The following is a 20,644-nucleotide window of genomic DNA, read 5'->3' on the forward strand; positions in this document are numbered from 1 at the left end:
GTTGTCGGGCGGCCCGCCTCCGGGCCCGTCAGAGAAGGATCGGAGCGGCCGGCCGGCTCTCGACATCCCCGGCGAAGAATCTTCAGAAATTTTTCGCGAACAGGTCCCTGACCTGGTGACACAGGACGCTGAACGCCAGCGCGTCCGGCATCCGGGAGGCGATCGTTACCAGGTCCGTCCGGCCTGGGCGGGCCTGGACGGTCACCATCCCGCCCCCGATCACCACGTCGCGGACGGCGCTCCAGGGCAGCCGCTCCCCGTCCTTCTCGACACCGTCCAGGTCCACGGTGAACGGGCCGGTCCGCACGGACTCCCCCGCCTTCACCGCCGCCAGTTGGCGCGGGACGATCCGGGCGGTCACCTCCTGGGCGACGGCGACGCCGAGCGTCCGGACGTCGGGGATGTCGTCGCCGAGCCGCAGCCGGTTCCCGTCGTCGGCGACGACCGTGAAGCACCACCGGACGCGCCCGCCGGGCCCGCCCGGTACGCCGGCGACCGTCACCGAGACGAGCTCGTCCCACGTGTAGGCCCCGCCGTCCGGCCCGGTGAGCGCCAGGCCCCCGGTGTGGAGGGCGGCGACGCGGGCCCGGACGCGCGGGCGGTCCCGTCCCGCCATCCATCCGGCGGCGGCCGCGTACCCCATCGACAGGAGCAGCGCCGGGACGCCCACCCACCAGACGCCGTCGTGCAGGTACACGACGGCCGCCGGGACGAGCGCGGCGGCGGCCAGGCACAGCAGCGCCAGCCATGCCCAGGTGCGGCGGGCCGCGGCCCGCCCGTCGAAGACCCGGACCGGTTCGCCGAGCCGGTCCCGTGGGAGTGCCACGACGGCGCTACCCGGCCGCGCGGGCCCGTGTGAAAGGCACGAACCTGCCCCACGCCATCTCTGCCTCCCTTGCCCCGTCGTCACCAATACCGTACGTCTCCCCACTTATAGTGCGCAGCGTCACAGTGATCACTAAGAAGTTGCGGTTCGGCGGCGTCCTGGCTGGTTAATCTCGGCGGAGGACCCCTCCCTTCCGGAACGAGAGACATGCCGACTGATCCGACCCGGCCCTCCTACACGCCTGTGCAGCGGCGGCTGCTCACCACCGCCGCCGGTCTCGTCGTCGCGGCGCTCGCGGGCGGCGCGTTCGCGCTGACCTACGACGTGCTGCGCGAGCTCGCCGTCGCCGGCGGGGTGAGCGGCCGCTGGGCGCCGCTGTACCCGGCGATGGCCGATACCCTCACCGCCGTGACGATCCTGTCGCTCGTCGTCACCCGCAACGCCCGCTGGTGGACGCGGCTGCCGCGCTGGACGCTGCTGGTCCTGCTCCTCGCCGGGGGCGCGGCGGTCTCCGTCCAGCACTCGGTCCGCGGGTTCGGCCCGCTGCCGGACGACGCGGTGCGGACGGGCGTGGCCGTGGCGCCGCACGCCATGCTCGTGATCGCCGTCTGGCTGTGGCTGACGATGGTCAAGCAGATCCGGGTGGCGCGACCCGTCGCCGGGGACGAGGCGCCGGCCGAGGCGCAGCGCGGCCACGTCAAGCTCCTGGGGCCCGCGGCGCCGCCGCTCGCGCTGGAGGCGCCCGCCGCGCAGGAACCGGAACCGGAGCGCGAGCCCGAACCAGAGCGCGAGCCCGAACCGGAGCCGGAGCCGGAGCGCGAGCCGGAGCCGGAGCGCGAGCCGATCCTGCCGTTCAAGGACGAGCCCGAGTGGACCGTCGCCGAGAAGCCCGCGCCCGGCGCCGACGAGTTCGAATCCTTCGCCTGGGAGGAGAGCCTGTCGTCGGAGCCGGCGCCGCCGCTGGACCCGCTCCCGCGGCCCCGCCGGCCGCTGGACGCGGTGCCGGACCGGCTGCCGACGGACGTCGAGCTCGTCCGGGGCAGGGACCGCGCCCCCGAGGAGCCCCCGGCCGCCGCGACGACCCGCCCCGACCTCGTGGTGCCCCCGCCCTACGGCACCGCCGAGGACGAGGACGACGGCCCGCCCGCCGACCGCGCCGAGGACCCCGACGCCGGAGACCGCGACTCGGAGGAATCCGACGCGGGCGACCGTCCGGGCAGGGACGACTGGAACCCGCCGCCGTCCAGCAACTTCCGCAGCGGTCCCGTCCCTCCCGCCGAATAAAGAGCCGGCCCCGGCACCGCCGCCGGGCCTTTGCCTTGATCTGAAAAGTGCCCTTTCCTCCCGCGCGAGCTGATCTGCGCGCATCGGATGAAAGGGAGGCGGCGGGGAAGGTATGTCTCTATGACGACCGTTTCGTGGGTCGAGGGCAGCCAGGACGGCGGCTTCGGCATCGAGAACCTGCCGTACGGGGTCTTCTCGCGCCCGGGGGAACTGCCGCGGGTCGGCGTGGCCATCGGCGACCGCGTCCTCGACCTGGCCGAGATGTCGGCCGCGGGGCTGGTGGAGGACCGGCGCTACTTCGCCTCCGGGTCGCTGAACGCCTTCATGGTCGCGGGACGCGCCGCCTGGCAGGCGAACCGGGAGCGGGTGACGGAGCTGCTCTCCGACGAGGTGTACCGGGGGCGGGTCGAGCCCCACCTGATCCCGGTCGCGGACGTGGACATGCAGAGGCCGTTCGAGGTCGCCGACTACGTCGACTTCTACTCCTCGGAGCACCACGCGACGAACGCGGGACGGATCCTGCGGCCGAAGGGCGAGCCGCTGCCGCCGAACTGGAAGCACATGCCGGTCGCCTACCACGGCCGCTCCGGGACCGTGTACCCGACGCGGACGCCGATCATCCGGCCGTCCGGGCAGCGGCGGGCGAAGGACGATCCGGAGCCGTCCTTCGGCCCGTCGCGGCGGCTGGACTTCGAGGCGGAGGTCGGCTTCGTCGTCGGGGTCCCCTCGCCTGCCGGGCGCGGCGTCCCGACCGCCGCGTTCCGCGACCACGTGTTCGGGTTCGTGCTGGTGAACGACTGGAGCGCGCGCGACCTGCAGATGTGGGAGTCGCAGCCGCTCGGCCCCTTCCTCGGCAAGTCGTTCGCGACGTCGGTCTCGTCGTGGGTGGTGCCGGTCGCGGCGCTGGAGCCCGCGCGCGTCTCGCCGCCCGTCCAGGATCCGGCACCGCTGCCCTACCTGCGCTGCGACGAGCCGTGGGGGCTGGACCTGCACCTGGAGGTCCTGATCAACGGCCGGGTGGCGGCGCGGCCGAAGTTCGCGTCGATGTACTGGACGCCGCCGCAGCAGCTCGCGCACGCGACGGTGAACGGCGCCCCGCTGCGCACCGGCGACCTGTTCGCGTCCGGCACGGTCTCGGGACCCGAGCGCGAGGAGCGCGGCTGCCTGTTGGAGCTCAGCTGGAACGGCCAGGAGCCCCTGCTGCTGGACGACGGTACGGAGCGCATGTTCCTGGAGGACGGCGACACCGTGACGCTCCGCGCCCAGGCGCCGGGGGCCGCCGGTTCACGCGTCGCCCTGGGCGAAGTGACGGGGACCGTCCACCCGGCTCCGTCGTAGCGGCGGCCGTTACGCGGGCGGGAGGACGAGAGCGTTGGCGATGGCCGCGAGACCCTCGCCGCGCCCCGTCAGGCCCAGGCCGTCGGTGGTGGTGGCGGAGACGGTGACCGGGGCGCCGGACAGGGCCTCGGTGAGGGTCTTCTCCGCCTCGGCGCGCCGTTTGCCGATCTTGGGACGGTTGCCGATGATCTGGATGGCGACGTTGCCGATCGTGTAACCGGCCTCGTCGACGCGGCGGGCGACCTCGCGCAGCAGGTCGACGCCGGAAGCGCCCGACCAGCGCGGGTCGGCGGTGCCGAACACGGCGCCGAGGTCACCGAGACCGCAGGCCGAGAGGAGCGCGTCGCAGGCGGCATGCGCGGCGACGTCGCCGTCGGAGTGCCCGGCGAGGCCGTGGCCTTCGCCCGGCCATTCGAGACCGGCGACCCAGAGGGCGCGGGGCTCGGACGAGAACGGGTGGACGTCGGTTCCGACGCCCACCCGAGGGAGCCTTTCGTTCAACGCGGCCGGCCGCTCAGCTGGCCAGGACCTCGTCGAGCAGCGCCTCTGCCTTGTCCTCGTTGGTCTTCTCGGCGAGCGCGAGCTCGCTGACGAGGATCTGGCGCGCCTTGGCGAGCATCCGCTTCTCACCCGCGGACAGACCGCGCTCCTTGTCGCGCCGCCAGAGGTCGCGAACGACCTCCGCGACCTTGTTGACATCGCCGGAGGCGAGCTTCTCAAGATTCGCCTTGTACCGGCGCGACCAGTTGGTGGGCTCCTCGGTGTAAGGTGCGCGAAGCACCTCGAACACCTTCTCCAGCCCGTCCTGGCCGACGACGTCCCGGACGCCCACGTCCTCGACGTTCTCAACCGGGACCCGAACCGTCAGGTCACCCTTGTCAACCTTCAGGACCAGGTAGGTCCTGTCCTCACCTTTGATGGTGCGAGTCTCGATGGCCTCGATCCGAGCAGCCCCATGGTGGGGGTAGACGACGGTGTCGCCGACCTGGAAAGTCATGTGACAAGTACCCCTTCCGCTAACACCAGGGTAGCACGGAAACGAGCGTGCCCGAACCCGCCTTCCTGACAAATGCGCAGGTCAAGCCACATATTGAGGTATTGACAAACCCCTTTATTGGTGCATCGCCGACCAGTTCCCCTCACTCAGCGTAGCCGAGAGAACCCCTCGATCCCACCCCCCGCGCCCTTACCGGTAACCGGCCCCCGGTTACAAGCATCGTCCCGCCGGCGGTGCGGGCGGGTTCCATACTGGGATGTGAGCACCCTGGGCCGCGCGGGTACGAAGCGCCCGGAAGGGTCTTAACAGGACACGGCACGGGGACGCGCGTCCCGCGGGAACACCGATCGGCGAGGGAGGTGCCGCGTGAGGCCGGACGGCGGCGACCCGGAGCCCGACGACTACGGGCTTCCGCGCGTCGACGTCGTCGTGCCCGATGACGCCCGCGAGCTGGAGCGGGACGTCGCCGCCTACCACCGGGAGAGGCGCCGGAGACGGCGCAGGGCCCGGGTGCGGCGACTGTACCGCCCGCTGACCCGGTTCGGCGTCGCCATCCCGATCATCGCGGGCGCGCTGCTGGTCGCGCTGCTGAGCGGCGTCCTGATGACGGCGTTCGGCCCCCGTCCCACGCCCCGGCCGACGAGCGCCCAGCTGGCCCCCCGTCCCACCGCGGGCCCCGGCAGGGTCGGCGGGCTGCTGCCCGACCGCCGGGTCGACCTCGTGACCGCCGGCCGCATCTCCAAGCCGCTGCGGGACCTGCGCCCCGGCGTGATCGCCGTCGTCCCGCCCGGGTACCGGTGCGAGGGGTTGGTGGCGGAGCTGGCCGGCCGGACCCAGGAGTACACCCTCACCTTCTGGCTCGTCGCCGACCCGCGTCCCGCCGGCGGCAGAAGGCCCATGTCCCTGAAGGACCTCAAGGCGTGCGCGGGCACCGCCCACGCCGGGACGCCGCAGATCCTGGAGGACCGCGCCGGCGTCCTGGCCGGCGCCTACTCGCCGGCGCCCGGCACGCCCGGCCCGACGGGAACCGGCATCGCCGCCGTCTTCGTGCAGCCGGACGGCGTGGTCACCGAGGTCGTCCGGGCGCCCCGGCCCGGTCCCGAGCTCACCGGGAAGATCAAGAGTCTCGGTTCCGGCTAGGTAGGCCCGCCAGGCGTGTCGGCCACCCCGGGGAGGGGTTCCCGGCAGGACCTCGCTACGCTTCCTCTGGCGTATCTCACGCCAGCCTCACAACTTCTGAAGCCACCTCTTCATCTGATATTTCTCGAGGAGACCGCCGCCGTGATCCGAAACAGCCGTCGAATGGTCGTGCTCGCCATCGCGGGCGCCGTCGCCATCGCGCCGGTGGTCTCCGGCTGCGGCGCCGGCGAAAAGCCCCAGTCCGCCGCTCCCACTCAGCTCACCGAGGGCGTCAACGTGTCGGTGCCGAAGGACGAGCCGGGGGCCGCGCAGATCGACATGCGCCACATGTTCCTGCTGGGCCCGGAGGCGGGACGGCCGATCCCCGCCGGCACGTCGCTGGCCCTCTACGGTGTGATCATCAACCAGGTGAAGGGCCGGCAGGACCGCCTGGTCTCGGTCAGCAGCCCGGCGTTCGGCGGCGAGGCGAAGATCGAGGGCGGCACGCTCACGCTGCCGCCCGCCGCCCCCGACGGGACGGGCAGCTTCACCAAGCTGCTGGGCAGGCCTTCGGCGACCCCCACCCCGCAGCAGCAGGGCGGCAAGAAGACGCGGCAGCCGGGCGGCCCCTCCGGCCAGGCGGCGCCTTCCGGCGGCGCCACCCCCGCGCCGACCGGCCAGGGCGCGACGCCGAACCTGTCCGAGACCCCGACCTCGGAGAACACGTCGGGGCCGCAGGGCGGCGGCCCGTCGGCCACACCGAGCACCGGTGGGGAGCAGGCGCTGGTGGTGCTGCCCCGGCTCGGCAAGGAGCTGCTCGCCGGGGCCACGGTCCCGCTGACGATGCGGTTCGAGCGCGCCGGGTCCGTCGAGTTCCCGGTGCCCGTGGTGGCACGGCAGGACGAGTTCGGCGGCTACCCGCTGCCCGTCTCCCCCGCCACGCCGCAGTCCCCGGGCGGCCAGACCCCGGGCCAGACCCCGGGCCAGACGCCCGGCCAGACGCCCGGCGGCGAGGCGAGCACGTCGCCGTCCCCGGGCGCCGAGCAGGGCGGGCCGGAGTCGTCCCAGCCCGCGACCCCCACCGAGACCCCGGCCGGCTGACCCACCGACCCTCGGCGCCGCGCATACGGCAACGACCCGTAGCGACGGGGGCGTTCGAGGGGTGGCCGCAACACCGGTCGATCAACGGTTCCGACCAGCAGTTCGGCGAGAACGCTCGGCCGGGGTCTCCCAGCCGAGCGTTCTCATCGTGTTCGTCGTGCCCCGTCCGGTGGGACGCCCACGTCGCCCACGAGCGGCGCGCGGGCACAGCCCTCAGGAGCATTCGAACCACACCGTCGTGCCGGATCGCGCCGAGGTGACGCCCCAGCGCGTGGAGAGGGCGTCGACGATCATCATTCCGCGTCCGCCCTCACAGCTGGGTTCGTCCCTGACGCGGGGTGTGGAGCCCGCCGCGCCGTCGTCGGTCACCTCACCGCGGATCACATCGCCGTCTGCGATGACGGCGATGGCGACCTGGCCGCCGTCGCCGCTGGCCGAATACCGGACGGCATTGGTGACCAGTTCGCTGACGCACAGCTCGACAGCGTCGGCCACCGGTTCCGGCCCGAGCACCTCGCGCACGAACCGGCGGGCGTGCGCCACCGAACGATCGGTGCCAGGAAGGGTGACCGTGCCGATCCGCTTCCTCTCACGGGCCATCAGGGCACCTCCCGGGCGGACGGCCGGTCCCGAGTCCCGGGCGGCGCCGCCCGCGGGTGCCGCGGGCGAGTCCCGGCCGGGCGCGACCGCCCGCGGGCCTGGTTTGCGATGGGCGAGTTGTGACTTGACCAGCATGGTGATCACTCCTTCGGAAGAGTGCCGGTGACCATGTAGCGGCGGGGGAGCTTGTACCGCGCGAATCGCGGCCGCAACTCGGCTTCCACGTGGGCGACCAGTGACCGGGGGGAGACGTCACCGCGGGCTACGAGATGGGCGACGACGGCCTCGCCGTGCTGCTCGTCGGGTTCCCCGGATACGAGCACGTCGGCCACACCGGGGACACGGCGAATGGCGTCCTCGATCTCCTGGGGATAGACGTGGTAGCCGGTGTTGATCATTCGATCGAGCCGCCCGCGGAGATGGAGGTAGCCGTTCTCGAGGCGGCCGACGTCTCCCAGTGAGCACCAGCCGTCGGCGTCGGCGTACTCGGCGACCACCATGGGCGACCGGACGCGGATCTCCCCGGACGGCCCGATCTGCAGTTCACCGGCCGCGGCGACGGGACGGCCGCAGCTGCCCGCCCGGGACATGTCGCCCTCGGCCACCGCCCGGTGATCGGCCTGGTCGAGGACGGTGAGGGGCCAGCCGCCCTCCAGCCGGCCATAGATCTGGACGAGGACGTCCCCGAACATGAGCGCGGTGTCCCGCAGGTCCGCTGGTTCCATAGGCGCCCCGCCGTAGAGCAGGCGGCGCAGCGAACCCAGCCCGCCCGGACGCCTCCGCACGGCGGCGGCGAGCCGGGAGACCATGCCGGTGACCATCATGGTCGAGGTGACCGTGCCGGACCGGAGCAGATCGAGGACGGCGTCCGCGTCGAACCGGCGCATGATCACCTGTGGCAGCCCCATGCGCAGGAACGGGAAGGTCCCCACGAGTCCCGTGCCGTGCATCAGCTGCTGTACGCCGAGGAAGCACTCGTCCGGCCCGAAGCCCGGGCCGTAGCCGCCACCGCGATACAGAGCGATGTTGGCGGCCATCGTGGCCTCCCAGTTGCCGTACGAGATCGGCACCGCCATCAGCTCCCCGGAGCGGACGGCCCGAGGGTAGAGCAGCAGGGTGCGGTCCGAGGGGACCTCCGGCTCGGGAGGCACCGGCGGGCCGGTCAGCGGCTCGTCGTCATCGTGCACCAGCGCATCGGCACCGGCGTGCTCGCGGTCCACCAGGACGGCGTCCGTACCGGCGGCCTTCCAGATCGAGGCGGCCTCGGCGGGCACGGCGCCGGGATCGACGGGAACCCTGGTCGCACCCAGCCACTCGACGGCGAGGGACGCTTCGACGGCCGCGATCGCGTTCGTGTGCCACAGCCCGATCCGCCCGCCCCTCAGGCCGCGCTCGGCCAGGGCCCCGGCGAGCCGGTCGACACGCCCGGCGAGTTCGCCTCCGGTGCGCTTGCAGCCCGCGTCATCGCTGATCAGTACGCGTGATCCGGCGGCCAGGAGGGCGGCCCGGGTGGCGTTCACGACTCCGCCGCCAAACGCTCGCGCAGGACGGCGCGCTGCACCTTGGCCCCGCCGAGCACGCAGGGCAGCTCGTCGAGCACGACGATCTCGGGGCGCTCGTGCGGGAACAGCCCCGGCGCGGCCGTGCGGTCGATCTCCTCCCGCAGGGCCTGAGTGTCGGTGAGGCCCTCCTTGAGCACGACCGCGGCCACGACCCGGTCGTCCCCGAGCCCGACGACACCGCAGTTGGCCACCGCCGGGTGCTTCAGCACGGCCGCCTCCACGGCGTGCGGGTACACGCTCCCCGACGTCGTCGGGATCGAGTCGGCGGCGCGGTCGACGTAATAGAGGAACCCGTCCCCGTCGAGATGGCCGACGTCGGCGGGCCTGAACCAGTCGCCGGGCAGGAAGGCGCCCGCCGTGCGATCGGGCATGCCCCAGTAATGGCCGATCGACATCGCGCTGCGGACGACGATCTCGCCCAGCCGGCCCGTGGGGACCCGCCGGCCGGCGTCGTCGACGATGGCCACCTCGAAGAACGGGGACGCGGGCCGTCCCACGCTGGCGATCCGCGCCGGATCCTCGGCGACCTCCGACGCGAGAAGCCGGGTGGTGACCGCGCCCTGCTCGGTCGAGCCGAACCCGTGGCACCACACCGGCCCCAGCAGCGCGGTCGTGCGCTCCAGGATCTCGGGGGTCGCGAAGAACACCACCAGCCTGCGCACATGGTGCTCGACGCCGCCGCGCAACTCGATGAGGTCGAGGATCGGGTCGAGCATCGGCGCCGGCAGCAGGAGGCCGGTGACGCCCTCGGAGACGATGGTGTCCAGGACCTGGACGGGGTCGAAGGCGGAGTCGTCCACCAGCACCGTCCGGGCGCCGCGGACGAGGTACGGGTACAACAGCTGAAATCCCGTCGCCCACTGCAATGCGTGCGCGTGCAGCACGACGTCGGAGGGGCCGACCGGTGCGAGCCCGGGTGCGAACGTGTCGACATGGTGGAGGTTCTGGTCGACCACCGCCGCCCACGAACGATGGCTGACCGTCCAGGGTTTGGGAGAGCCCGTGGTGCCGGACGTGGGCTGGATGAACGCGGGGGAGTCCTCGTCCAGGTCCAGGGGCTCGGCCGCAGGGGACCCGGCCGCCAGCATCTCCGCCCACGGGATCGCCCAGGAGGGCGGTTCGTCGCCGATCGCGATCAGCAAGAGGTCACCGAGCCGGTCCCGGTGCGCCTCGACGGCCCCGGCGAAGCGGACATCGAAGATCAGCCCGCGGGCGTCCACCTGTTCCAGCAGATCCGCATGCGTGGCCATGTCGAAGTGGCTGTGCAGGACCGTCCGGACGATGCCGGCCCTTTCACATCCCAACCAGGCGTGCACGACCTCGGCCCGGTTGTGGGAGAGCACCCCGACCCGCTCCCCCTCACCCATCCCGAGGGCGGCCAGGCCGGTGGCGACCCGGTTCGCCGACGCGTCGAGTTCCGCGAACGTCTGGGTCCCCTCGGCCGTGGTGAGCGCCGTCTTCCCGGCGAACCGCGCCGCCGCGTCCACCGGCAGCATTCCCGCCCTGATCAGCATCTTTCCTCCTCGTGAGGTCGGCTATACCTCCGACGCTAAGAGGCGGGTGCGGTCCGCGGACGACCGTTTGCACGGAGCGACAAGCGATCTGGCACGCATCGACAAGTCCCGCCTTGCCTCCCCGCGGCATCCGGCCTAGCGTTGGTCGCGTGGGACAGGTGATTTCCACTGACCAAGTCCCGCCGGGGGATCGGACCGCGTACTGGCATGAGGTCATCTGCTCGACCTTCATCAAGCTGGACGTAGCCCAGACCAGCGGCGGAAGTTTCCGTGGCATGGTGCGGAACCACCAGGTCGGGCCGATCCAGGCGACCCGCATCCTGACCGATCCGATGACCGCCGAGCGTTCACGCCGCCACCTGCGGGCGGCGGAAGAGGACGTCTGCCTGCTCGCGTTGCAGCTGCGCGGCCGGACCGTCGGCCACCAGGACGGGAGGAGGGCCGTCCTCGAACCGGGCGACCTTGCGCTGTTCGACAGCGCGCGCCCCTACCTGGTGGATTTCCAGGGGCCGCAGTTCGATCACCTGGTGCTGCAGTTCCCCCGCGCCGCGCTCCGCGAGCGCGGCATCGAGGCGGCCGACGCCACGGCCCACCGCATCGCGGTGCACTCCATGATCGGCCGCCTGGTCTCCCCCTTCCTCATCAATGCCGTTCGGGCGGCGGACACCGCCAGTCCGGAGACCGGGCAGCGGCTCGCCGAGATGGCGCTGGACCTCGTCGCGACCGCGCTCGCCCCCCTCACCGGCCTTGACCGCCCGCCCGCCTCACCGGGAGAGGAACTGCTGCGCCGAGTCCAGCTCCATATGCAACTGCACCTGTCCGACCCGTACCTGTGCCCGCTCAAGGTCGCCGCGGCCCACAACATCTCCCTGCGCCAACTCCACCGGCTGTTCTCCCGCGAAGGCACCACGTTCGGACGCTGGCTGCGCGAGGAGCGGCTGCGCCGCTGCTTCGACGACCTGGGCTCCCCGCTGCTCGCGGAACGATCCATCGCGGAGATCGGCGCCCGCTGGGGCCTGCCGGACGCGCCCGGCCTCAGCCGCGCCTTCCGGGCCCGCTACGGCATGAGCCCCCGCGAGCACCGAAGAGCCACTTTCTCGATGTGCGACACGACGCGCCTTTGAGCCGGTTCGCGGCCGACGGCGTGCCCACCGGCGGGCCCGTCAAGCCGGCCCCCGACTGTTCCCGGGGCCGCGGAACGCACGTTCTTGAGGGCGTCCCGCGGATGTGATCGGGCTGGGTTCACAGCACACCATCTCCCCCGATCTCCCCTTCCGCCCCACGCAGCGCGCGGCCGTGGCCGGCCGGGATGACTCGGTGTGCGCCATGTGCCCGCGTGGCCACGGAACAGTTCTTCGACCAGGCGGGCAAGATCGAGGTCACAGCAGTCGGCTAGGGCTCGAACTTGTAGTTCATGCCGTCGTGACGGACCAGGGGCGATAGAAGCGCTCATGGCTTTGACCTGCCACGGAGCCTCTGGCCAGTTCTCATCTTTTCGCGATTGCTCGCGCCCTCATGTGCCCTCGATGTGCCCTACACAGCCATGGAACAACGTGCTTGTCCACCGATCGCCGAGAAGGCGTGACTCCGGAAGGCATTGCTCCGTTCATGCACGAGGGCTCACAGTCGTCGCCCTCCCTCATGCAGTACGTCACTGAGATGCGGTCCGGCAGTGGCGCACCGCGCGTTGCTCCGCACGGTCTTGCTTGGCACCTCCGACTCAACGGGGTGCAAAACAAACCAAGCGAGAAGGAGCTTCACCATGCGACGCGTTCTCACCGCGCCCAAGGCCGACACCCTCTTCATCGAGGCCGGTTCGGCCAACGTGCGGATCGTCGTCGACGAACTCCGCAAGAACGTCGAGGCCACCCTCGACGCCAGCGGCTCCCAGTTCGAGGAGGCCGCCAACAAGGCCACCCTGGTCGGCAACAAGCTGACCGTTCCCGCCATCACCGGCACCACGATCGTCTCCAACGGCGGCATGGTCGTCAGCGGCAACGGCGTCACCATCGTCGGCGGCAACGTCTTCGGAAGCGTCGTCATCGGCAACGGAACGGTTCAGGTCAACAACTTCGGGGGACGCGGCGTCGCCATCGGCGGCAACGCTGGCATCGCTGCGGGGCACCTGACGGTCACCGTCCGGATCCCCAAGGGCGTCCGGGTCACCGTGACGACCCGCAGCGGCGACATCACCGCCTCCGGCCTGCTGACCAACGCTAACCTGCACACCAGCGGCGGCGACATCCACGTCGCCGACGTCGACGGAACCACCGTGCTCAAGACCAGCGGCGGCGACGTCGTCATCGACAACACCAGCGGCGTGCTCAACGCCACGACCTCCGGCGGGGACGTCACCGCCCGGCGGGTCACCGGCGTCGCCGTCCTCAACACCTCGGGCGGCGACATCTACGCGCACGCCGACCACCCGACCATGCTGTCCGCCGGCACCTCCGGCGGCAACATCACCATCTCCGGCCGCTACGACCGGAACACCGTGACCGCCAGCACCTCCGGCGGAAGCGTCTACTACCGGTAACGACCGCGGAAGCGTCTACCACCGGTAACGATCAACGATCGCTCGATCCGCAGGGCCCGGCACCGCCGGGCCCTGCACCTTTTAAGTCGCGATGAAAGTACGAGCCGCGCACAAATATGAATCCAGGTATTCCAGGTAGTAACCTCGGCCAGCGGCCACCAGGTTCCTGCGAGCCAGAGCCAAGCCTTGATGCCAGCAGCTCTGTGAACCTCATGGATGACCGCCCTTCCAGCCCGGCGAACCACTGGAACCCAGCCAACGGAGTAATCCGTTGCTACGGCGGCGGCGCGCCCCTGCGGGGAGCGGTCGGGGCGTGGCCGGCGGGCGTGGCGCTGCGCGCGGCCCGGCGCGGCCGTCCGGTGACCGGCGCCCACGCCGCACGCTCCGGGCGGCCTGGCGCGGGGCCGCGCAGCGGCCTGAGCGCCGCCGCCCCTTGATCCAAAACAGCCCAATTCGGCAAGCAAGAGAAGTCAGTTGCGTTGTTCGGACTGGTACTGGCGGACGGCCTCGCGGGCGGTCATGAGTCGTTCGCGGAACTGTTCGGCGAGTGGACCTCAACACCGGTGCGGCCGAGGTCATCTATGTGCCGTGCGGTCACACGCTGGCCTCGGTGTGCCCCTCGTGCGCCGAGCGAAAGCGCAAGCTGCGGGCCGTGCAGTGCTCCCAGGGCTGGCACCTCACCAAGGAACCAGTCATCACGCGCGCCGATCCCGACGACGAGCAACGCACCTGGATGGAACTGCGGGCGCAAGCGGCGGCGGCTAGGGACGAGGCGGCCGAGGTGGGTTCGGCCGAGGGCGAAGACGTCGGGTTCTGGGATGCCGTGGTGCGTGACCTCGACAATGAGCTCGAACGGACCGGGGTTCGTGGTGCCCTCAAGACGGCTGAGGACGCCAAAGGCCGGCGGACACGTTCCACCCGGCGGCGGCAGGACGCGCCCGACCTTCCTCGGCGTCCGGTGGACTCCCGCACCCTCGGCAAGGTCTACACGGGCCGCGACGGGAGGACGTTCCGGCCCTCGATCTTCCTCACGCTCACCCTCGACTCCTACGGGCGGGTGCGCTCGGACGGGACACCGGTCGACCCGAACGGCTACGACTACACGCGGGCGGCTCGGGATGCTCTGCACTTCTCCAAGCTGGTGGACCGGTTCGTGCAGAACCTGCGCCGGTTCGTCGGCTACGACGTCCAGTACTTCGCCACCGTCGAACCGCAACGCCGTCACGCGCCCCACCTGCACATGGCCATACGCGGAACCATCTCCCGCGCCGAACTGCGGCAAGTAGTCGCGGCCACGTATCACCAGGTGTGGTGGCCCTCGACGGATCGCGTGGTCTTCGAGGGGGATCACCTGCCGGTCTGGGATGACGTGGCGGGCGAGGATGGCGGTGGCTACCTTGATCCCGCGACCGGGGAAGTGCTTCCGGCGTGGGATGACGCGTTGGACGCGCTCGGCCTGGACGAAGACGCCGAACCCTTGCACGTGGTGAAGTTCGGGCGGCAGATCGACGCACAAGGCGTCATGCCCGACTCTCCCCAGTCCCGCAAGCTGATCGGCTACCTGACCAAGTACCTGGTCAAAGGTGTCGCGGAATGCCACACGGCCGAGACTGGCGCGCAGCGTGAGCACGTCAATCGGATGGCTGAGGCGCTCCGGTATGAGCCGTGCTCGCCCACGTGCGCGAACTGGCTGCGCTACGGGATCCAGCCCAAGAATCCGCGGGAAGGCATGGCCCCGGGTTTCTGCAAGGGCAAGGCCCACCGCCGCGAACACCTCGGCTACGGCGGCCGCCGCGTCCTGGTCTCCCGCAAGTGGTCGGGCAAGACGCTGGCCGATCACAAGGCCGACCGTAAGGCGTGGGTGCTGGCTCGGCTCGCTGAGGCTGGCGTCCCCGTCTCCAACCCGGCCGACCCCAACGCCGTCCACATCTGGGAACGCGCCGGCCCGGCCGACCCCGACGTCAAACCGACCGAAGCGCGCCTCTTGCACCTGATCAACGAACGCATCCAACGGCGCCGCCAACTCGACGCCGCGACACAGAACGAAAGCCCCGAACTCTCGGCAGCTCAGGAGGCGGCGTGAACGCTAGCGCTGGTCCGGCGGTTTCATCGCTGCCATGGGATCGGACGTGGTCGGTCGAGGAGACCTCGTACTACCTCGGCGTGCCGGTCGCGACACTGCACCAATGGCGCTACCTCGGCAAGGGACCGAAAGCCGCTCGGGCGGGTCGTCGTCTGCGCTACCTGCCTTCTGATGTCCTCGCTTGGCTGCGTGAGCAGCAGGCGGCCGCGTAATGGCCGTCTATGACCGGTGGCACACGAACAAGCCGCGTACTGATGAGCAGGATCATGCAGTCACTGCATGCCGTGAGCACAAGCTGTTCCCCAGCAAGGATCACGGCAAGGGTGACCGTTGGCAGGTCCGTTGGCGAGACGAGGCGGGCAAGCAGTGCAAGCAGAACTTTGCCCGGAAGGCGGGGAAGGACCCGAAGACGTGCGCGGACGCCTTCGATGCGAAGGTGCGGACTGACCTCGATGCGGGGACGTACATGGACCCTGCGCGCGGGAAGATCCTTCTGGAGGACTTCGCGCGTCAGTGGCGTAGTGGGCTGACCGGTGATCCAAACACTCTGTGGAACGTTGATAAGCGGCTGGCTCACATCATCGACGTGAGGCCGCGTCCGGGCCAGAGGAAGAGCCGGCGACCGGTGGGCGCTCCCAGCATCATCGGGAAGCAGTCCATGACCGTCCTCGCCCAGCGTCCCAGCCTGGTCCAACAGTGGATCAAGAGCCTGGAGGGCAAGGGACTCTCTCCGGGCTACATCAAGCGGATCTTCGACACGCTGTCAACGATCTTCCGGGCGGCGATGGAAGACGGCATCGTGGACCGGAACCCGACCAAGGCAAGCTCGGTCAAGCCGCCTCGGGTTGCGAAGAAGAAGATCGTTTCTTGGACGCTCGACCAGGTGGAGTCGGCGGCCGTGGCCCTCGGCGACAATGCCCTGATGGTCTACCTCGGCGTCGGAGCGGGCCTTCGGCAAGGGGAGATCTTCGGTCTGGCCGTCGATGACCTCGATTTTCTCGGCAATCGCGTCATCCACGTCCGGCGGCAAGTGCGGTTGGTCGAAAATCAGCTCGTGTTCAGCCTCCCCAACGGGGACAAGGAACGTGACGTGCCGCTGCCCAACTCGCTCGCGCTGCGCGCTTCGGCTCACATCGCCGGTAACTCACCGGTGGAAGTGACCTTGCCTTGGAAGACTCCGGACGGTCCGCCGCACACTGCGCGGCTCCTGGTCGCTCGGTCGAGTGGCCGTCCTCATCACGGGAGCGTCTTCAACTACACGTGGCATCTGGTCCGCAGAAGCATCGGAGTTCCGGAGACACCTGAGAACGGGATGCACGTCCTTCGCCACACGGCGGCCTCCGCATGGCTCGCTGCGGGCGTCGACGTCCGCACAGTGGCGGAGTACCTCGGGCACGCTGACCCCGGTTTCACGCTCCGGACGTACGCGCACCTGATGCCCGATGCGGCCGACCGCGCCCGCCTGGCCATGGATCAGTTCTTCGACCAGCCGGGCAAGATCGGAAGCGCAAGTGCCCTGAATGTGCCCTCACAGCCATGACCGCGACGGAAAACGCAGGTCACAGCGGTCTGCTAGGGCTCGAACTTGTAGCCGAGGCCGCGGACGGTGACGATGTAGCGCGGTGTGGACGGCACCTGCTCGACCTTGGCGCGGAGCCGCTTGATGTGGACGTCCAGGGTCTTGGTGTCGCCCACGTAGTCGGCGCCCCACACGCGGTCGATCAGCTGCATCCGGGTGAGGACGCGGCCGGCGTTGCGCAGCAGCACCTCCAGCAGCTCGAACTCCTTGAGCGGGAGCTGGACGGGCTCGCCGCCCACGCTGACCACGTGGCGTTCCACGTCCATCCGGACCGGCCCGGCCTCCAGCGTCGCGGGCGTCGGCTCCTCGACCTCGCCCTGGCGGCGCAGCACGGCCCGCATGCGGGCGATCAGCTCCCGGGTGGAGAACGGCTTGGTGACGTAGTCGTCGGCGCCGAGCTCCAGCCCGACGACCTTGTCGACCTCGCTGTCCTTGGCGGTCAGCATGATCACCGGGACGCTGGAGCGGGCGCGCAGCTCGCGGCACACCTCGGTGCCGGGCAGCCCGGGCAGCATCAGGTCGAGCAGCACGAGGTCGGCACCGTTGCGCTCGAAGATGGCCAGCGCGTCGGGGCCGGTGGCGGCGACGGCCACCTCGAACCCCTCCTTGCGCAGGTTGTAAGACAGTGCGTCGCTGAAGGACTCCTCGTCCTCCACGACGAGCACGCGGGTCACGGTGTTGCCTCCCGGGCGGTGTTCGGTGGGGCTGGATCTGCGGTCGTCCCGGCCGCCCGGCGGCGCGGCGTGTCGATCAGGGGGAGCCTGATCGTGAACGTCGACCCGTGCCCCTCCTTGCTCCACACCGTGACGTCGCCGCCGTGCTTGCTGGTGACGTGCTTGACGATGGCGAGGCCGAGGCCGGTGCCGCCGGTCTGGCGGGAGCGGGCGGGATCGACCCGGTAGAACCGCTCGAAGATCCGCTCGATCTCGGCCTCGGGGATGCCGATGCCCTGGTCGGTCACGTTGATCTCGACGTGCGTCTCGTCGCACCGCCGGGTCGTCACCACCACCCGGGTGTGCTCGGGGCTGTAGGCGACGGCGTTGTCGACGAGGTTGCGCAGCGCGGTGACCAGCAGTTCCTGGTCGGCGCGGACCCGCAGCCCGTCCTCGCCCCCGGCCGCGAGCTGGATGTCCTTGGCGACCGCCTTGATCTGGCAGCGGTCGAGCGCCTCGGCCATCACCTCCTCAAGGGTGATCGGGGTGAGTTCGGGCAGCGGCTCGTCCCCCTGGACGCGCGACAGCGTCATCAGGTCCTGGACGAGGTTGTTCAGCCGCACCGACTCGTACTGCATCCGGCCGGCGAACCGGCGGACGGCCTCGGGGTCGTCGGCCGCGCCCTCGACGGTCTCGGCGAGCAGGGACAGCGCGCCCACCGGGGTCTTCAGCTCGTGGCTGACGTTCGCCACGAAGTCGCGGCGGATCGCCTCGGTGCGGCGCATGTCGGTGAGGTCCTCGGCGAGGACGAGGACGAGCCCGTGCGACCCGAGCGGCGCGACGCGGACCGCGAACCAGCGCCCGTCGGCCCGGCGGCGGCCGCCGTTCGAGCCGACCTGTATCTCGGTCTCGCGGATCTCCCCGTCGCGGCGGACGAGCCGGGTCATCGCGATCACCTCGTCCACCACGAGGTGGTCGCCGCTGACCAGGCCGTACGCCCGCGCCGCCGAACTGGCCCGCAGGACCCGGTCCTCGCCGTCCAGCACGACGGCCGAGGACCGCAGGACGCTCAGGACCGAGGCGACGCCCGGCGGCAGGCTGCCCACCGGGTTCGTCGCAACCGCCGTCCGCTGGGCTCGCTCGCTCACCCGCACCGCCAATCCAGTCGCGAGCCCGATCGCGAGCCCGGCGAGCCCGGTGAGGCTCGCGACAATCTCGAACTCCACACCTCGGATCGTAAGCGGCGTTCGGAGTAACGCCTCCCCCCTGGCCTGGTCAGCGCCTTCTCGTTACCCGAAAGTTCACCTTTCCCACCGGATGCGTTCACGCCCGTGGGGCAGGCTGTGGCGTGGGCGAGTCCGCCCTGCCCGCCCGCCCCCGGTTCAGATCGAAGGATTCCCAAGTGCGCGACGCCTACCACGAGGAACTCGACTCCCTCACCGACAGCCTGGTGGAGATGACCCGCCTCGTCCGGTCCGCGATGGCCCGCGCGGTGACCGCCCTCCTGGACGCCGACCTGCGGCTGTCGGAGGAGGTCATCAGCGGGGACGAGCACGTCAACAAGATCGACGCCGCCATCGAGGCGACGGTGTTCGACCTGATGGCCCGCCAGCAGCCGGTCGCCGGCGACCTGCGGACCCTGATCACCGCGCTGCGGATGAGCGGCGACCTGGAGCGCATGGGCGACCTCGCCGTGCACATCGCCAAGACGGCCCGGCGCCGCCACCCCGAGTCGGCCGTCCCGCCCGAGCTTCAGGCGATCGTCCTGGAGATGGGGCAGATCGCCGAGCGGATGATCGCCAAGACGGGCAGCGTGATCGCGTCCCAGGACGTGGAGATGGGCCTGGAACTGGACGCCGACGACGACCAGATGGACCGCCTCCACCGCCGCCTGTTCGACATCCTGCTGTCCCCGAAGTGGCGGCACGGCGTCGAGCCGGCCGTCGACATCACGCTCGCCGGACGCTACTTCGAGCGCTTCGCCGACCACGCCGTGCACGTCGCGGAGAACGTCGTCTACCTGGTGACCGGCCAGCGCCCCGAGGAGATCATCGACTCGGCCTGAACCGGCCGGCCCCGCCCGCGCCCTCGCCGTGCCGGCGAGGCGCGGAGGGCGATGGGTCTGGACGGCTTGATCAACGTTCGTTAGCTTGCGCGTCATGAGACCGATGCGGGCGCTGGTCCGGGCGATCACGGTGGCCGGGGTGGGCGGGGCGGTGGCGGCGGCGTCCCTCGGGGTGCCGGGCGCCGCGTCGGCGCGGGCGACGCCGGGGGCGCACGGGCCCGCCTGGCGGCTCACCCCGACCGGGAGCGAGGCGCGGTTCCGCGGCCTGGCGGCGGTCGGCCGCGAGGCCGCCTGGCTGGCGGGCAGCGGCGGGACCGTGCTGCGGACGGCCGACGGCGGCCGCACGTGGCGCGACGTCGCCCCGGCGGGCGCGCAGGGCCTGGAGTTCCGCGACGTCGAGGCGTTCGACGCGCGGCGGGCGGTCGTGCTGGCCATCGGCGAGGGCGACGCGTCCCGCGTCTACCAGACCTCGGACGGCGGCGTCACCTGGACGCTCGGCTTCCACAACGACGATCCCAGGGCGTTCTACGACTGCGTTACGTTCCTCGACTCCCGCCACGGGCTGGCCGTCAGCGACCCCGTGGACGGCCGGTTCCGGATCATCGCCACCGGCGACGCGGGCCGTAGCTGGCGGGTCCTGCCGTCCAGGGGCATGCCCCCGGCGCTGGACGGCGAGGCCGGGTTCGCCGCGAGCGGGCAGTGCCTGGTGAGCCACGGGCCGCGGGACGTGTGGCTGGCGACGGGCGGGGCGTCCCGCTCGCGCGTGTTCCACTCCGAGGACCGCGGCCTCACCTGGACCGTGGCCGACACGCCGCTGCCGTCCAGTCCGTCCCAGGGCGTGTTCGCGGTGGCGTTCCGCGACGCCCGGCACGGCGTCGCGGTCGGCGGCGACTACCGGCCGGGGCAGCCGTCCCCGGCGGCCGCGGCGACGACCGGCGACGGGGGCCGCACGTGGCGTCCCGCGCGGCGCCCGCCGGCCGAGTACCGGTCGGGGGTCGTGTGGCCGGCGTACGCGGGCCCGGCCGCGCTGGCCGTGGGACCCACGGGCAGTGACGGCACCCTCGACGGCGGCCGGACGTGGACCCGGTTCGACGCCGGGAGCTTCGACACCGTCGACTGCGCGCCCGACGGCGGCTGCTGGGCCGCGGGCGAGAAGGGCCGCGCCGCCCGCCTCACCCTCACCCACTGACCGCAGCCGCCGCGTTCGCCGGCCGGCTCGGCGGGACGCTGATCAGCGACGGGCCGGGCCTGCGCTCGCTCTTCCCCGTGGCGGCCGTGCTCACCCTCGCCGGGCCGGCCGTGGCCGTGCACATCCACCGCCGCGACCGTCGTCCCGTCCCGGCGAGCGTCGGCTCCGGGTGACCGCGCCCGCCCGCGTTCACCGTGC

The 20,644-nt window shown here is 71.5% G+C and carries 19 protein-coding genes; 11 read left to right on the forward strand and 8 right to left on the reverse strand.

What is annotated here, in order from left to right; genetic code table 11:
• Positions 1-82 precede the first annotated feature (82 nt).
• Positions 83-826, reverse strand: coding sequence for a DUF6585 family protein (locus CHC11_RS23215; protein WP_089313916.1), 744 nt, complete (start codon positions 824-826; stop codon positions 83-85).
• A 207-nt stretch (positions 827-1,033) separates the two neighbouring features.
• Between CHC11_RS23215 and CHC11_RS23220 the strand changes: the two genes are divergently transcribed.
• Complete coding sequence (locus CHC11_RS23220) at positions 1,034-2,110, forward strand: DUF2637 domain-containing protein (RefSeq protein WP_089313917.1); 1,077 nt, start codon at positions 1,034-1,036, stop codon at positions 2,108-2,110.
• A 120-nt stretch (positions 2,111-2,230) separates the two neighbouring features.
• The gene (gene fahA, locus CHC11_RS23225; RefSeq protein WP_179278960.1) at positions 2,231-3,448 is read left to right on the forward strand and encodes a fumarylacetoacetase; all 1,218 of its coding nucleotides are present in this window, start codon (positions 2,231-2,233) and stop codon (positions 3,446-3,448) included.
• A 9-nt stretch (positions 3,449-3,457) separates the two neighbouring features.
• On the opposite strand, the gene ispF is transcribed toward fahA, so the two are convergent.
• Positions 3,458-3,928: a 2-C-methyl-D-erythritol 2,4-cyclodiphosphate synthase gene (gene ispF / locus CHC11_RS23230; protein ID WP_179278961.1), complete on the reverse strand. Its 471-nt coding sequence runs from the start codon at positions 3,926-3,928 to the stop codon at positions 3,458-3,460.
• A gap of 34 nt (positions 3,929-3,962) precedes the next feature.
• A complete protein-coding gene (locus CHC11_RS23235; RefSeq protein ID WP_021599843.1) occupies positions 3,963-4,445 on the reverse strand; it encodes a CarD family transcriptional regulator in 483 nt (160 codons plus the stop codon).
• Between the two features lie 366 nt (positions 4,446-4,811).
• On the opposite strand from CHC11_RS23235, the gene CHC11_RS23240 reads away from it, so the two are divergent.
• Complete coding sequence (locus CHC11_RS23240) at positions 4,812-5,585, forward strand: hypothetical protein (protein ID WP_089313920.1); 774 nt, start codon at positions 4,812-4,814, stop codon at positions 5,583-5,585.
• Between the two features lie 141 nt (positions 5,586-5,726).
• Complete coding sequence (locus CHC11_RS23245; RefSeq protein ID WP_143227208.1) at positions 5,727-6,665, forward strand: hypothetical protein; 939 nt, start codon at positions 5,727-5,729, stop codon at positions 6,663-6,665.
• A gap of 213 nt (positions 6,666-6,878) precedes the next feature.
• Here CHC11_RS23245 and CHC11_RS23250 read toward each other — a convergent pair whose 3' ends face one another.
• The 3 genes from CHC11_RS23250 to CHC11_RS23270 form a co-directional block, all read right to left on the reverse strand.
• Complete coding sequence (locus CHC11_RS23250; RefSeq protein ID WP_179278962.1) at positions 6,879-7,265, reverse strand: ATP-binding protein; 387 nt, start codon at positions 7,263-7,265, stop codon at positions 6,879-6,881.
• Between the two features lie 140 nt (positions 7,266-7,405).
• A complete protein-coding gene (locus tag CHC11_RS41545) occupies positions 7,406-8,785 on the reverse strand; it encodes a class I adenylate-forming enzyme family protein (protein WP_179278963.1) in 1,380 nt (459 codons plus the stop codon).
• Positions 8,782-10,341, reverse strand: a complete 1,560-nt coding sequence (locus tag CHC11_RS23270; protein ID WP_089313924.1) for a class I adenylate-forming enzyme family protein — start codon at positions 10,339-10,341, stop codon at positions 8,782-8,784. Before CHC11_RS23270 ends, CHC11_RS41545 begins: the two co-directional genes overlap by 4 nt.
• Before the next feature lie 158 nt (positions 10,342-10,499).
• Between CHC11_RS23270 and CHC11_RS23275 the strand changes: the two genes are divergently transcribed.
• From CHC11_RS23275 to CHC11_RS23295, 5 genes are all read left to right on the forward strand, one after another.
• The gene (locus tag CHC11_RS23275) at positions 10,500-11,465 is read left to right on the forward strand and encodes an AraC-like ligand-binding domain-containing protein (RefSeq protein ID WP_245919697.1); all 966 of its coding nucleotides are present in this window, start codon (positions 10,500-10,502) and stop codon (positions 11,463-11,465) included.
• Between the two features lie 638 nt (positions 11,466-12,103).
• Positions 12,104-12,877 (forward strand): DUF4097 family beta strand repeat-containing protein, encoded by a 774-nt coding sequence (locus CHC11_RS23280; RefSeq protein WP_089313926.1) that lies wholly within the window; start codon positions 12,104-12,106, stop codon positions 12,875-12,877.
• Between the two features lie 547 nt (positions 12,878-13,424).
• Positions 13,425-14,960, forward strand: coding sequence for a replication initiator (locus CHC11_RS23285; RefSeq protein WP_089313927.1), 1,536 nt, complete (start codon positions 13,425-13,427; stop codon positions 14,958-14,960).
• On the forward strand, positions 14,957-15,172 hold the full coding sequence (locus CHC11_RS43525) for a helix-turn-helix transcriptional regulator (RefSeq protein WP_089313928.1): 216 nt from the start codon (positions 14,957-14,959) through the stop codon (positions 15,170-15,172). The genes CHC11_RS23285 and CHC11_RS43525 overlap by 4 nt, the downstream gene beginning before the upstream one ends.
• Positions 15,172-16,500 (forward strand): tyrosine-type recombinase/integrase, encoded by a 1,329-nt coding sequence (locus tag CHC11_RS23295; RefSeq protein ID WP_089313929.1) that lies wholly within the window; start codon positions 15,172-15,174, stop codon positions 16,498-16,500. Before CHC11_RS43525 ends, CHC11_RS23295 begins: the two co-directional genes overlap by 1 nt.
• 32 nt (positions 16,501-16,532) lie before the next feature.
• Here the strand turns inward: CHC11_RS23295 and CHC11_RS23300 are convergent, their stop codons facing one another.
• Positions 16,533-17,204 carry a winged helix-turn-helix domain-containing protein gene (locus tag CHC11_RS23300; protein WP_483860531.1) on the reverse strand — a complete coding sequence of 224 codons (672 nt, stop codon included), beginning with the start codon at positions 17,202-17,204 and terminating at the stop codon, positions 16,533-16,535.
• 5 nt (positions 17,205-17,209) lie between these two features.
• Positions 17,210-18,418: a sensor histidine kinase gene (locus CHC11_RS23305; protein ID WP_089313931.1), complete on the reverse strand. Its 1,209-nt coding sequence runs from the start codon at positions 18,416-18,418 to the stop codon at positions 17,210-17,212.
• Between the two features lie 176 nt (positions 18,419-18,594).
• On the opposite strand from CHC11_RS23305, the gene phoU reads away from it, so the two are divergent.
• Entirely contained in the window at positions 18,595-19,257 is a 663-nt protein-coding gene (gene phoU, locus CHC11_RS23310) for a phosphate signaling complex protein PhoU (RefSeq protein WP_089313932.1), read from the forward strand.
• A gap of 94 nt (positions 19,258-19,351) precedes the next feature.
• Positions 19,352-20,446, forward strand: coding sequence for a WD40/YVTN/BNR-like repeat-containing protein (locus CHC11_RS23315; protein ID WP_218826212.1), 1,095 nt, complete (start codon positions 19,352-19,354; stop codon positions 20,444-20,446).
• Positions 20,447-20,644: the final 198 nt, after the last annotated feature.

It is taken from the genome of Actinomadura mexicana (genome assembly GCF_900188105.1).
In the GTDB taxonomy this organism is placed as follows: domain Bacteria; phylum Actinomycetota; class Actinomycetes; order Streptosporangiales; family Streptosporangiaceae; genus Spirillospora; species Spirillospora mexicana.

Excerpts from the sequence above, each read along its gene's own strand:
- CHC11_RS23220 (WP_089313917.1), top strand. The coding sequence starts at position 1,034 with ATGCCGACTGATCCGACCCGGCCCTCCTACACGCCTGTGCAGCGGCGG.
- fahA (WP_179278960.1), top strand. The coding sequence starts at position 2,231 with ATGACGACCGTTTCGTGGGTCGAGGGCAGCCAGGACGGCGGCTTCGGC.
- CHC11_RS23235 (WP_021599843.1), bottom strand. The coding sequence starts at position 4,445 with ATGACTTTCCAGGTCGGCGACACCGTCGTCTACCCCCACCATGGGGCT.
- CHC11_RS23250 (WP_179278962.1), bottom strand. The coding sequence starts at position 7,265 with ATGGCCCGTGAGAGGAAGCGGATCGGCACGGTCACCCTTCCTGGCACC.
- CHC11_RS23270 (WP_089313924.1), bottom strand. The coding sequence starts at position 10,341 with ATGCTGATCAGGGCGGGAATGCTGCCGGTGGACGCGGCGGCGCGGTTC.
- CHC11_RS23280 (WP_089313926.1), top strand. The coding sequence starts at position 12,104 with ATGCGACGCGTTCTCACCGCGCCCAAGGCCGACACCCTCTTCATCGAG.
- CHC11_RS23295 (WP_089313929.1), top strand. The coding sequence starts at position 15,172 with ATGGCCGTCTATGACCGGTGGCACACGAACAAGCCGCGTACTGATGAG.
- CHC11_RS23315 (WP_218826212.1), top strand. The coding sequence starts at position 19,352 with ATGAGACCGATGCGGGCGCTGGTCCGGGCGATCACGGTGGCCGGGGTG.